This window comes from Arenivirga flava (assembly GCF_030161575.1).
GTDB lineage: Bacteria > Actinomycetota > Actinomycetes > Actinomycetales > Microbacteriaceae > Arenivirga > Arenivirga flava.
In genome coordinates, this window is sequence record NZ_BSUL01000001.1 from 1805806 (window position 1) to 1819319 (window position 13514).

The window sequence follows — 13514 nt, forward strand, 5'->3', positions numbered from 1 at the left end:
GCTCAGGCGCCCGCCTTCACCAGTCGCAGCTCGACCTCGCCGAGCACGAAGCGCTCGAGCACCTCGGCCGAGCCACCCTCGTCGAGCAGTTCCTCGGTGCCGTCGGCCCGGACGACGATGACGCCGTTGGTCGAGTTGAGGTCGGTGACGATCCAGCGGCCCTGCAGCAGCTCGAGCTTCGCGTGCGTCTTCGAGAGCGTGCGCGTGGTGTCGGGCACCGGCAGGCTCTGCGCTCCGGACCCCTCGAGCGGCTTGCGTCCGAGCACGACGATGTCGTCGATGACGGGCAGCACGCCGCCGTCGGCCAGCACCAGGTGCCACTGGGACCGGGGCTTGCGGTCGACCACGATGGTGGCGCCGACCTCGTCGTCGTCACCGTCGTCGACCGGGGCCGCGGCGTGTGCGGGGGCGGCCGGAGCCGGCGGCGGCACGGGAGCGGCCGACCAGGCGGGCGCGGCGGCCGGCGGCGCGGGCGGTGCCGCGGGGGCGGCGACGCCCGGGATCGGCGCGATGCCGGGCGGCGGAGCGATGAGGCCGCTCTGCGCAGCGGGCGCCGGCGGCGCGAACGGGTTCGCGGCGGCGGGAGGCGGGGGCGGCGTCGACGACGAGGGCGCGGACGGCACCGCCGCGGGAGGAGCCGGCGGGGCCCCGAACGGCGAGCCCTGGGCCGGGGGCGGCGGAGCGTCGAAGGAGCGCGCACCGGGTGCCGGCGGAGGCGGGGGCGTGCTGCCCGCGGCGCCCGGCACGGCCGAGGGCTGGCCGAAGCCGGCGCCGGGTCCCTGCCCCGGCGCGGGCGGCGGCGGCGGCGCGGTGCTGCCGTAGCCCCCGACCACGGGCGGAGGTACGGCGCCGGGAGCGACGACGCCGGGGGCGAAGCGGCCGCCCTGGTCGTCGAGCGTCGCGGAGGCTCGGCCGCCGACGGGCTGCGCGCCCTTCGCGCCGAGCATCAGCGCCCACACGTACGGCAGCAGCACGCCGAGCACGGTCGTGCCGGCGCCGCGGCCGAAACGCTCGGTGATGCGGTGCAGGCCGATGATCGCGAAGTACAGGTTCGCGAACGGCACGAACAGCCACCACCACGGGTTGCCGCCGAGCTGGATGATCGTGGCGGTGTTGACGTACGGCACCCACCCCTTCCAGGCCGGTTCGCCGAGCTTGCGGAGGATCTTCGCGAAGCCGATGGCGAAGAGCACGTAGGCCGCGATGCCCACGAGGAAGGCGGCGCCGTAGACGGCGACGACGATCGCGAGGACCGCGGCCGGATCGGCTCCGGGACTGCTGTATCCGTTGGTCACGAGACTGCTTCCTTTCGACGGGCCGTAGGCCATCCTGCCGTGGATCCGGTGCCGGAATCGAGCCTGCGCAGGAACGATGCCGGGCTGAGCGCGTGCCGCAGCACCGCGCGCGCGCCGCCCCGGCCGAGCACGTCGGCGCGCTCGGCGTCGAGTAGCGCCCACGCGGCGTGCGCCTGCTCGGGGCCGGGCGGGTGCTCGCCGAACACGGCGACGTCGACGGCCTGCGCCAGCTGCGTCGCGCGCGGACGACCCAGCTCGCGGGCGATCTGCAGCCGCGTGCCGTCCCACGGCACGGCGATGCGCGCATCCGTGTACGTGTCGATGAGCTCCTCCCAGGCGCCGACGATGGCGACCTCGGGCGACGCGGCGGCACGGCGGCCGCGGCGGCGCAGCAGCTTGCCGGCCGCCAGCACGATCACCGGCAGCAGCACGAGGACGACGACGGCCAGGATGAGGGCCACCAGCCGCAGCGCCATGAGCGCCTGCGCGAGGCGGGCCTGCTCCTCCTGCTCGTCGGTCAACGGTGCCGAGTCGGCGTCCTCGCTGAGCGCCTCGGGCGGGTCGATCGGATCGCTCGACTCCTGCTGCGGCACGGTCGGGTTCTGCGGCAGCTCCTCGCCCTCGGCGATGACCGACGGCGGCATCGCGAACTGCGGCGTCGCCGCGAGCGCGACCCAGGTGCCGTCGGCCGAGCGCGCCTCGGCCCAGGCCGTGACGTTGCCGCCCGTGCAGACCTCGTCGCAGGCGGGCACGCCGGCGGGCGCGTCGTCGCCGAGGCGCACGCCGACGACCACGCGCGACTCGAAACCGAGGTAGCGCGCCACCAGGGCTGCGGCGGTGGCGAACTGCTCGTCGTCGCCGGGCGCCGCGACCAGCGTCTCCGGCGACGGGTCGTCGCCCGCGCGCTGCTGCTGCTCCTCCAGGCTCGCGAAGAGCTCCTCGGTGCGGGCGGTGGAGTGGCCGGAGTAGCTCGACTCGAAGGCGTAACCGGCCTGCTCGTCCAGGCGGGCGATCCAGGCGGCGGACTGCGCATCCTCGCTGACGGCGTGGCTGAGGTAGCCGCGTTCGACGAGCCGGCCGACCAGCTCCCGGACGTCGGCCGCGGTGCGGCCGACCTGCTGCTGCTCGACCCACGAGGCGAGCGCGGGATGCAGCTCCGGGTCGATGAGCGACTCGCCGCCGGTGCCCGTCAGCTCCTCGTCGCCCGCGCCGGCGGGAGCCCAGACGCGGTAGCGGTCGCCGGCCGCGAGCCCGTCGCCGGATGCGTCCGTCGCGGTCACCGCGGTGGCGCGGTCGTCGCTCACGTAGAAGGAGTCGGCCAACCGCTCGGCGCGCTCGCCCGCGAAGCTCGGTGAGGAGCGCAGGCCCTCCGGCACCGGGGTCCAGACGCCGTCGTAGCGCTCCCCGATCGTGATCTCGAGCTCTGCATCCGAGCCGTCGATCCGGCCGTTGGTCGGCAGCCGGCTGAACCGCCCGGCGGCCGTGTCGTCGGCGACGTGGAACTCGTGCCCGTCGTAGGCGTCGAGGGTGGCGAGGCGCAGGCGCTCGACCGCGCCGGTGTCGCCGGTGACCGTGAACAGCGCCTCGTCGACCGCCCCGGCGGTGAACCATGAGCGGTACTTCGCCAGCGGGCTAGCCTGGCGCTGCACGACGAGGCTCGGATCGACCCGGTCGCGCCAGGCCGAGCGATCGCTCAGACCGGATGCGGCGGGTGCGACGAGCAGGCCCGCCAGGAGGGCGACCGCCAGGATCGCCCCGCCGAGCACGTTGCGGCGCGCCGCGGCGGCGAGGGACTCGCGGCGCTGCTGGACGGCACCGGTGCGCGCCCGTGCGAGGCGCAGTGCGCGCGCTCGGTCGAGGCGCCCTCGGCCGACGAGCCACACGACCGAGGCGAGCAGCAGCCCGAGGCCGATGCCGAGCTCGCGGGGCGCGGGGAGGACGAGGCCGCCCAGCACCAGGGGCTCGCTGGTGGCGCTCGCCCCGAAGACGGGCCCGAAGGCGACCATGAGCACCGCGATGGGCGCGGCGAGCGCCGCGAGCCGACCGCCGCGCACGATGAGCGCCGCCGCGATCAGCGCCCCCGCGTAGACCACCGCGAAGAACGGCACGAGCACGGCCTGGTAGTCGCCGAGCGGCAGCTCGAGGGTGAGGAGCTGCTTCCAGCCGACGACGAGTCCGACGACGGCGTCGCCGGCGCCCCCGAGGGCGGCGAGCGGCCCGGTCAGCGCGCTCGGCACCGCGAGGCCGACGGCGCCGAGCAGGTAGAGCGCGACGGCGACGATGCTCGTCTGCCACCAGCGCCAGCCGAGGTATCGGCCCGCGACGACGATGCCCGGGCCGAGCACGGCGGCCGCGGTGCCGAGGAGCAGCACGCGCTGGTCGCCGTAGATCGGCCACGCGCTCGCCGTAGCCAGCGCGACGGCGACCACGACGTAGGCCAGACCCCACCAGGCGGTGGAGTCGAGGCGCACGGCATCGCGCCTCATCGTCCGGCGCCCCGGGCGAGCATGCGGGTGAGGTCGTGCAGCGCGCCGACGGTGAGCACGCTGAGCTCGGGCGTGGTGCGCAGAGTGGGCTCCGCGCCCGGCTCGCAGCGCACGGCGACGACGGCGACGTCGGGCGGGAAGGCGACGGCGATCGCGCGCAGGCGCGGCAGGGGCAGCAGCGAGCCGGTGACGACCAGGGCGATGGAGAGCTCGGGGTAGGTCTGCACGGTCAGCTTGGCGACGTCGCCGAGCGCCATGGCCGTCGAGGAACCCTGCACGCCGCTCATCGCGTCGAGCAGCCCCTTGGCGCTGATGGTGGGCAGCGTGCGGATGGCCTTGACCGAGTCCTTCTCGTACTCGGAGATCTCCGCGCTCATCGACACGAGCACGTCGCGCCCGTCGCGCACGCCCTGCGCGGCGAGGCTGGCGGCGGCGCTGACGGCCATCTCGAACTCGTCCTCGCTCGCGTGCTCGTCGTCGTGCCGCAGCCCGAGCAGCACGGCGATGCGCGAGCGGCGCGACTCCTCGTACTGGCGCACCATGAGCTGCCCGGTCTTGGCGGTCGACTTCCAGTGAATGTGCCGCTGCGAGTCGCCGGCGGCGTAGTCGCGGATGGCGTGGAACGACAGGTCGGCATCGACGATGTCGCTGGTCGGCTGCCCCTCGAGGTCGCGGATGAGGCCCTGGCTGGTGGAGGGCACCGGCACGGTCACCGGATGCACGAAGATCTGGTGCTCCTCCGGCCAGGTGATCTCCCGGCGCAGGAAGCCGACGGGGTCGCCGCGGCCGATCGTCAAGGGCCCGACCGTGATGACCCCGCGGCGTCGAGCCGCGATCGCGAGCGGTTCGCGGTGCTGCCCGCCCGCGCGCAGCAGCGGCACGTGCGCCTCGACCAGGCCCTCGCCGACCGGCACGTCGACGATGCCCGGCAGGGCCACGCGGCGGGCGCGGTTGACGATGTCGATCCATCCGCCCACATCCGTGCCGGCGACGACGCGGTCGCGCTCGAGGTGCAGGCTCACGCCGTAGTCGTGGCCGCCGACGAGGAAGGGCGCGCTCGCGAGCAGCAGCAGCGCCGCGACGACCGCGACCGCCCAGGCCTCGACCCAGCCCAGGGTGGCCCCGAGCACGACGCCCGCGACCAGCAGGGCGGCGAGCAGCCAGCCCGCGGGCATGACCGTCTCGCGCAGGAAGCGGCCGGTGCGCCGCGCCACGCGGGCGCTGCGCCGGGCCGCACGCCGGCTCCAGGCCACACCGCTGCCCACCACGCCGCTGCGGCTGGTGGTGTACCGCGTGACGGTCGCCGCACGCGTGTGCGTGCGGGTGCTCGTCGCGGTGCGGTGGGTCCTGGAGTCGGTGTCGCCGTTCACGCCGCGCCGTTCTCCGCGGGCGGGGCGACGTCGAGCAGCACCTTGCCGATGACCGCCTCGGCGGTGACGCCGTCGAACTCGGCCTCGGGCTCGAGGATGATGCGGTGCGCGAGCGCCGGGATCGCCAGCTCGCGCACGTCGTCGGGGGTCGCGTAGGTGCGTCCCTGCGACGCGGCCCACGTCATCACGATGCGGCTGAGCGCGATGGCGCCGCGCACGCTGACGCCCAGCTTCACCTCGGTCGCGCGCCGGGTGGCGCCGACGAGGCGCATGACGTAGTCGTGCACGAGCGGGTTGACGTAGACGCCGCGGGCCAGCTCGGCCATCTGCACGATCGTCTGCGGCGTGATGATGGCCTGCAGCTGCGCCTTCGGCTGCGCCGTGCCCTGCAGGATGCGCATGGTGGCCGCGTCGTCCGGGTAGCCGATGGAGGTCTTGATCATGAAGCGGTCGAGCTGCGCCTCGGGCAGGCGGTAGGTGCCGGCCTGCTCGACGGGGTTCTGGGTCGCGATGACCATGAACGGCGTGCCGACGGGTCGGGTGACGCCGTCGACCGTGACGTTGCCCTCCTCCATCACCTCGAGCAGCGCCGACTGCGTCTTGGGCGAGGCCCGGTTGATCTCGTCGGCGAGCACGATGTTGGCGAAGATCGGGCCCGCGTGGAACTCGAACTCGCCGTTCCTCTGGTCGTACACGGTGATGCCGGTGACGTCGCCAGGCAGCAGGTCGGGCGTGAACTGCACGCGCGAGTTCGTGCCGTCGACGGTCTGCGCCAGCGAGCGGGCGAGCGCGGTCTTGCCGGTGCCCGGGTAGTCCTCGAGCAGCACGTGGCCCTCGCTGATGGCGGTGGCGAGCACGAGCTCGATCACCTTGCGCTTGCCGAGGATGTTCTGGCCGATGTTGTCGGCGAGCAGCGAGAAGGTCTCGGCGAACCAGGTGGCCTGCTCCTGGGCGATCGTCATGCGGGGTGTCCTTTCCGGGACGGATGCTGGTGCTGGGCTGGTCAGGGTGTCGGGCTGGGTGAGGGGTCGGTTCCACCGGGGTCGGTGCCGGCGTCGCCGCCGTCGTCTCCAGGGGGCTCAGGCGGGCCGCAGCCAGGAGTCGTCCAGATCAGCTTCCGATTCTCAGGCGCGAGCGACGCGTAGCCGTCGATGAACCAGGCCTCCACCGTCCAAGACCTCGTGAAGAGGTTGATCAGGGAGGGCTCGTTCTCAATCGCCGTAGTACGGATCGAGGGCGAGGCCCCAAGTTCCGACACCTGCACGCCGTGCGGGGCGGCGCCGCTGGCATCGGCGCAGCTGTTCGAGAACGTCACGGTCACCGGTCGCTGAGGGGCGCCAGCAGCAGCGCGGATCGGCGTCTCAGACGTCGAACATTGGTTCTGGCGGCGATCTGTCGAGCAGTACTTCGCGGCGATCGCACCCGGGCGCGTCATGGTCTGCGCGAAGTCAGTGCCGACGTCGGCTCCGTCGACGCTGTAGCGGATCTCGAAGCGCTGGCGGTTCTCCAGGTTCGGTCCGGTGCGGAGGTTCCACGTGTAGGAGTTCCCGAAGCCCGACCGCTGCCCAATCTCGTAGCTCGCCCCGATGCCGCCGCCGGCCCTGGGAGCTCCCGGATCCGTCCAGGTTCCTGCCGGCAGCCCGCCCCACCACGATGCAGCCCAGCCATTCGCCACGCAGACGCCGATCGTGTAGTCGGTGTTCTGCTCGAGACTGGAGATCGTGGTGCTGGCGGACTGGATGCCTCCATCCACCGAAGCCTGACCGCCCCGAGTGGTGCAACGGGGTTCGCCGCCGCGGCCCGTCCACGCCACGTAGACGATGGAACGCTCGCGATCCGAGAAGTTCGCGTCGAATGGCGCATCGCTCACGGTGATCGAGTCCTGACCAGCCCCCTGCAGGCTGATCGGCCCGGTGCGCGGCGCACCCGCCACGCGCACGGTTGTGCTCTGCGCGGCACCGGTGCGGTCGCCGCCCTCGGTGCGCGGTGGGGAGAAGGTGCTCTCCGGCAGTGCTGTGACGTCGATGCGGTCGCCGACCGGCACATTGTCGTAGCGGTAGGTCGACGTGCCGCCCTGACGGATCTCCTGCCGCGCCTGGCCTGCCACCGTGACGGTGATGCGGCCCACGTCCGCCGCGGAGCGCACCGTGACCTCGATGGTGCCGACGCGGTCGCTCGGCACCGAGCCCTCGGCCTGGCGCGCGGAGACGTTCTCGATCGACGGAGCGGCGTACGCGTTCGTCGCCACGGCGGAGCTGTCGAGCGACTCGCCGACGCTGTTCACGGCCCGCGCCGTGTAGTTGTGCCGCTCGCCGTTGACCAGGCCGCCGATGCGGCAGTGGTACTCGCCGCCCGCGGGCGAGCAGCTCTGGTCGCCGACCCGGTTGCCGTTCTCGTAGATGACGACGCCGGTGAGCGACGGGTGCGCGAGGGCCGCCTCGCCCAGCACGACCGCCAGCGTCACCCGGTCGGGCCCGTAGTCGATCGTGCGCACCGAGGCCGGCCGCTGCGGGTAGCCCTGCACGTCGAGGGTCAGCTGACCGCTGCCGGTGCGGTTCTGCGCGTCCTGCACCGTGAACGGCACGACGCACTCCCCGCCGGCCGGGCGCTCGCCGCCAGGCCAGGTCGCCGTCACCTGCGATTCGCTCGATGCCGTGACGGTCGCGACCGCGCAGCGCACCGAGCCGTTGCCGACCTGCGCGAGCCGCAGCCCCGATCCGCTGTTGCCGGCGAAGGGGTCGTACTCGCCGCCGACGCCCACGACGGTGACCGAGCAGCTCGGCCCCTGGCTCACCGTGCAGCTCTGCCGCAGGGTCGCGCCGTCCGGGGCATCCGGCGCCGCGGCGCCGACCGTCAGGCGCACCGCCGCGCTCAGGCCGCCGAAGTTCGACACGCTCACCGTGGCGTCCTGGCGCGTGCCCGGCACCGCATCCGCTCTGGACTCGATCGTGAGCGAGGAGCCCTGCTGCACGAGCTCGAAGGCTCCGCCCACGTCGGCCACGCGGTAGTCGAGCAGGCCGCGGTCGCCCTCGCGACCGCCCTCCCAGCTCGTCATGCCCTCGTACAGGTCGACGGTCTGGCTCTGGCCCGGCGGCACGGTGAGACTGATCGACTCGAGCACGGCCTGCGGGTCCTCGGGCACGATCGACACGGGCACCGGCACGATCGTCCACGACGACTGGCCCTCGAGCCGCACGGGCACGGCGCAGGTGTCGCTCCAGGGCGCCTCGCGACCGGCGGCGTAGCGGATGCCCTCCGCCCCGTTCACCGTGCAGCTCGCCTGCGGGCGCTGCACCGAGAGCCCCTCCGAGTTGCGCACCTCGAGGTCGTCGCGATCGTCGACGTCGAGGAAGTCGCGCACCTCGACGTCGACGCTCTGCTCCTCGTCGACCGTGACGGCGGGCACGCCCGTGCGCAGCTGCACCCGCATGTCGTCGAAGGCGGGGATGCGCAGGAAGCCGTAGGCGACGACCTCATCGCCCGCCGCATCCGGCCCGGTCAGCGAGAACGGCACGAGATCGCCGCCGTCGCGCGCAGCGCCGCTGATGCGGTGCCCGCTCACCGCGTAGCGGGAGGCGTTCGGGCCCCACACCTCGAGCTCGAGCGCGGCGGTGTCGCCGGAGGCCCACTGCACCTTGCCCGCCACCACGTCGATGCCGGTGGTGAGCTCGTGGCGATTGCGAGCCGTGAGCACGGTGTCGGTGACCGTCGGCCGGTCGCTGGCGGCCTCGCTCGTCACCGAGACGACGAGGTAGCCCTGGGAGGTGCTGCCCGACTCGCTCGAGCGCACGGTGTAGACGTAGGAGTGGGTGCCCAGACGGTCGCCGGCGCGCAGCGAGACGCGGCCGTCCTCCAGCGCGGTGCCGGCCTGGTCGACGAGCCCCTCGAGGCGGGCGTACTCGGGGTTCGAACCCGTGCGCGGCGCATTCGGCTCGATCGACACCAGCTCGAGCGCACCCAGCTCGGGGTCGCGGTCGTTGAGCAGCGGGTTGACGGTCACCGGCTCGCCGCTGCCGACCTGCACGCGCACGTAGTCGCTGTAGGTGACCGGGGCCGTGTCGACGAGGGACGCGTCGATGACGCCCACCCGCACGGTGCCGGTCGCCTGCTCGCCCTGCGCGTCGCGCACCGTGTAGTCGAAGCGCACCTGGCCGCCGGCCACGCCCGCCGCCGGGGCGCTGTAGACGATGCTCGCACCGTCGGCCGAGATCGACGCGACGCCCGAGCCCGCCGGCGGCTGCGAGACCCCGGCGAGCACGACGGCGTCGCCGTCGGGATCGGCGATGTTGCGCAGCACCGCGATGGTGGTGCTCTTGCCGCTGAGCACGCGGCCCTCGAGCACCGGCGGCTGCGGCGCGCGGTTCACGCCCTGCTCGAGCACGGTGACGGTGATCGACGTCGCGTCGAGCCGCTGCGGCTCGTTCTCGAGGTGCACCGAGTAGCGCAGGGTGTAAACGCCCGGCTCGTCGGGCGCGAGGTAGCGGACGAGCGAGCTCGAGACGAAGCGCAGCTCGCCCTGGGCCTCGGCACCACCCGTGAGCTCGGGATGCACCAGCAGGCGCTCGCCGAACGGGCTGACGTCGTTGTCGGTGACCGGGATGTCGATCTGCTCGCCGACCCGCACCGTCGCGGTGTCGGGCACGGCGATCGGCCCGACGCCGGAGGAGGGCGAGACAAGGAACGCGGTGATGGCGCCCTGCACGGTCGTGCCGGCGCCGTCCGTGATGCTGACGCGGGCGGTGCCGATCGTGCCGGGCGAGCCGTCGGCGGTCGTGCCGGAGAGCCGGATGCGCGCCTGGCCCACCGCGTCGACGGACAGGTTCGGATCGGAGGTCGTCACGTCGGCGACCATGAGCACCCGGTCGGAGGCGTTCTGCACCGACGAGATCACGTCGATCGTGGTGTCCTCGTTCGGCCGCACGAAGGCCGTCAGCGGGCGCAGCGTCGGCGTCGCCGCCTGCTCGGCGACGGTGACGCGGATGGTGCCGGTCTGGTCCTCGAGGCTCTCCGTGTCCTGCACCGCGTAGTTCACGAGGTACTGGCCGGCCGTCGAGGCGTTCAGCTCGACCGCCCCGGAGGCGCCGTTGGCCGTGACGCCGAGACCGCCCTCGACCGCGGCCGAGGCGACGACGGCGTCGCTGAGCCGCAGGGAGCCGGAGCCGCCGGTGACCAGCTCCGCGGCCGGCACGGACTCGCGGGCACCCACCACCATGGACAGGGCGATGCCCGGTGCCTCGAGCGCGGGGCTGCCGGTCACCGTCACCTCGAGCTCGCGCGTGGTGCTGGCGCCGCGGGAGTCGGTCACGACGATCTCGAGGCGCACGACCCCGCCGCCGGCGTTCGGGTCCTGGTGGCGCAGCACGAGCGCGCCGTCGGCGGTGACGATCGCGGTGACGGGGTCGGCCGCATCCGCCTTGATCACCTCGCTGACGACGAAGGGGTCGCCCTCGGCGTCGATCCATCCGTCCAGCACGGGCACCCGCACGGTGCCGCCGGGCGCCAGCTGCGGCGTCGGCCAGCGCTGCGTGCAGCCCTCGACGGCGCACCACTCGGGCGCCGTGTTCTGGTCCTCGGGCACGACCGTCAGCGTCACCTGGGCCGGCTCGGAGAGCGCGCTGCCGTCCGTCACCTGGTAGCCGAAGGTGGCGCTGCCCTCGCTCGCGGCCACCTGCACGACGCCGACCTGATCGTCACCGGTGAGGCCGAGCGACCCGAAGCCGGGATCGCTGAGGCCGCTGGCGAGCGATTCGGACGCGATCGTGAGCACGTCGCGCGCGTTCGGGTCGTGGTCGTTGAGCAGCATCGGCAGCGAGACGATGGCGCCGGCGCGCACGCCGAAGCGGTCGTCCACGGCGACCGGGGGCTCCTGCTCGGCGACGTCGTCGACCTGCACGGTGCCCTGGTCCTCCTGCGTCTCGTCCGCGAGCGACCACTGCTCCAGCGGGATGAGACGGCCGTCCGGCACGGTCCACAGCAGCCCCGTGGCGGTCTCGTTGAGCACCACGCGGTCGCCGTTGCTCCGCAGGCGCGGCGTCAGCTGGCGGTCCTCGGTCTCCTCGGCCAAGCCCTCCAGGTCGATGACGCCCTCGCGATCGGACGACCAGAGCGATCCACCCGATGCGGTGAGCCAGGCCGCGTGCTCGTCGCCGTCCACGAGCACGGGCGCCGCGGGGGTGCCGCTCGCCTCGACCACCGTGGTCGGCTGCCCGGAGGCGAGCCCCACCGCGACCAGCCGCTCGCCGTCGGCCAGCAGCACGCGCTCAGCCTCGGAGGACGACTGCTGCAGCTGCGCGGACTCGCCGAGGCCGGTCTCGAGCGGCTCGCGGTCGGCGATCCACAGCTCGCCGGTCGTCGGCGCGCTGAGCACCCAGCGGCCGCCGAGCAGGGCCAGCTGCACCGGCGCATCCGCCTCGGGCGCCCCGTCGACCGCCGCGGGCTCGCCGACGAACTCGCCGGCGGTCGCGTCGTAGCTGCGCACCGCGCCCTCGGCAGCGGAGTAGACGGCCACCAGACCACGGTCGTCGACGGCCAGCGCGGTGACCAGGTAGGGGTCCTCGGGCTCGACCGGCTGGCCGTCATCGTCGATGAGATCCGCGAAGGGGTCGATGCGCACGGGCGCGGGCGCCGAGCCGTCGGAGCCGAGCGCACCGACGTAGGCCTCGCCGTTCTCGGTGCGGTAGCCGACCCAGGCGCCGGAGGCGATGACCTCGTCGGTGCCGGCCGGCGTCGCCTCCCCGCCGGAGGTCGCGGAGTCCTCCTCCTCGGGCTCGTCGGCGGCCGACTCGACGAGGTCGATCGGGGATGCCGCGTCGACCGTCCACTGGCGGCGCATGCCCTCCGAGAGCACGAGGCCGCCCGCTCCGGACTGCACGACCCCGCTCGGGTCGTCGACGCTGCGCACGGTGTCGAGCTCGCCCAGCTCGGTGTTGACGCGGGCGTACTGCCCGGCGTCGCGGGTGACCCACACGCCCGTCTCGAGGCGCGGCGCCTCCTGCGCGTCGTAGCCCTGCGACACCGCGATGAGCGTGCCGAGCAGCGCCGCGACGGCGACGGAGGCGCCACCGACGAGCCAGCGCCGTTTGCGCACGGTCGCAGGTGCGGTCATCAGAGCACGCCCGAGGCGAGCAGGCCGATCGCGGCGGTGCCCAGGACGACGGTGGCGATGCCGGCGCCGAGCAGCGCCGGCTTCCAGGCGCCGCTGCCGCTGCGCCGCGGGCTCGGGGCGACGCGCGCGCTGCGCTCGTCGATCTGCTGCTGCACGCGGGCGGCGCGGCGGGAGTGCTCGTTGACGGTCGTGATGACGGGGCCGCGCTGACGGTCGTCCGAGAAGTCGATGGGGGCGCTGGCGCCCGCCCAGTGGTCCGAGGCGACCTCGAGCGGCGTCGGCGGGATGCCGAGCTCGTACTGCGCCCAGCGCAGGGCCTCGGCGAACTCGACCATCGTCGCGAACCGCTGCGACGGGTCCTTCGCCATCGCCTGCGCGAGCACGGCCTCCAGGCGCTCGGGCACATCCGCTCGTTCGATGCGCTGGTAGCGGGCCTTCACCACGCGCTGGGTGAGCTGCTCGCGGCGGTTGCGGTCGCGCTCGGCGACCTCGAACGGGCTGCGGCCTGCGAGCAGCGTGTAGAGGGTCGCGCCCAGGCTCCACACCTCGGAGGGCACCGAGCCGGAGACCTGTTCCTGCAGCACCTCCGGCGAGCTCCACGGCACGCTCATCGCGAAGACCTCGGGCTCGTCGCCGCGACGGTTCACGCTCGCGGCGATGCCGAAGTCGGCGAGCACCGGCGAGCCCATCGTGGTGACCAGCAGGTTCGACGGCTTGATGTCGCGGTGCAGTAGCCCGGACCGGTGCGCGGTCTCCAGCGCCGCCGCGATGCGGACGCCGGCGTCGAGCACCGCCGGCACCTCGAGCGGGCCCTTGCGGTAGCGGGCGCCGAGGGTGTCCGGGCAGAACTCCATCACCAGGTAGGGGCGGCCGTCGGCGGCGATGCTGGCCTGGTAGATCGTGACGATGGCCGGGTGCGCGCTGAGCCGCGCCATGATGTCGGCCTCGGCGTTGAAGGTGCGCAGCACCTCGGGGTTGATCGCGTCGTCGAGCAACACCTTCACGGCGACCACGCGCCGCGGCATGTCCTGCTCGTACAGGAACACGTCGGCGAACCCGCCGTTGCCGAGCGGACGGATGAAGCTGTAGCCGGGAAGGACCGGCGGCTGCGACGTGGCGCGCTTCGCCAAGGGCTGCTCCTCCTGCGGTCTCGGATGTTGGACGGTCGGTCGCGCGGGATGCCGTTCGAGGCGACGAGGATGCACGATGGAGCCCCCGTCGAGGGAACCTACCCGCCCGCGCAAGCCGAGCCTAGATC

The 13514-nt window shown here is 73.8% G+C and carries 6 protein-coding genes; all 6 read right to left on the bottom strand.

Annotation, left to right across the window (positions count from 1 at the left end):
• Positions 1-2 precede the first annotated feature (2 nt).
• From QQK26_RS08750 to QQK26_RS08775, 6 genes are read right to left on the bottom strand one after another with little or no spacing between them, the layout of a single operon-like run.
• Positions 3-1295: a DUF5684 domain-containing protein gene (locus QQK26_RS08750; RefSeq protein WP_284231860.1), complete on the bottom strand. Its 1293-nt coding sequence runs from the start codon at positions 1293-1295 to the stop codon at positions 3-5.
• The gene (locus tag QQK26_RS08755; protein ID WP_284231861.1) at positions 1292-3766 is read right to left on the bottom strand and encodes a transglutaminase-like domain-containing protein; all 2475 of its coding nucleotides are present in this window, start codon (positions 3764-3766) and stop codon (positions 1292-1294) included. The genes QQK26_RS08750 and QQK26_RS08755 overlap by 4 nt, the downstream gene beginning before the upstream one ends.
• 11 nt (positions 3767-3777) lie before the next feature.
• Positions 3778-5151 (bottom strand): DUF58 domain-containing protein, encoded by a 1374-nt coding sequence (locus tag QQK26_RS08760; RefSeq protein WP_284231862.1) that lies wholly within the window; start codon positions 5149-5151, stop codon positions 3778-3780.
• Positions 5148-6113, bottom strand: coding sequence for an AAA family ATPase (locus tag QQK26_RS08765; protein ID WP_284231863.1), 966 nt, complete (start codon positions 6111-6113; stop codon positions 5148-5150). The genes QQK26_RS08760 and QQK26_RS08765 overlap by 4 nt, the downstream gene beginning before the upstream one ends.
• A gap of 41 nt (positions 6114-6154) precedes the next feature.
• Positions 6155-12256: an Ig-like domain-containing protein gene (locus QQK26_RS08770; RefSeq protein WP_284231864.1), complete on the bottom strand. Its 6102-nt coding sequence runs from the start codon at positions 12254-12256 to the stop codon at positions 6155-6157.
• Positions 12256-13386, bottom strand: a complete 1131-nt coding sequence (locus QQK26_RS08775) for a serine/threonine-protein kinase (RefSeq protein WP_284231865.1) — start codon at positions 13384-13386, stop codon at positions 12256-12258. Before QQK26_RS08775 ends, QQK26_RS08770 begins: the two co-directional genes overlap by 1 nt.
• Positions 13387-13514: the final 128 nt, after the last annotated feature.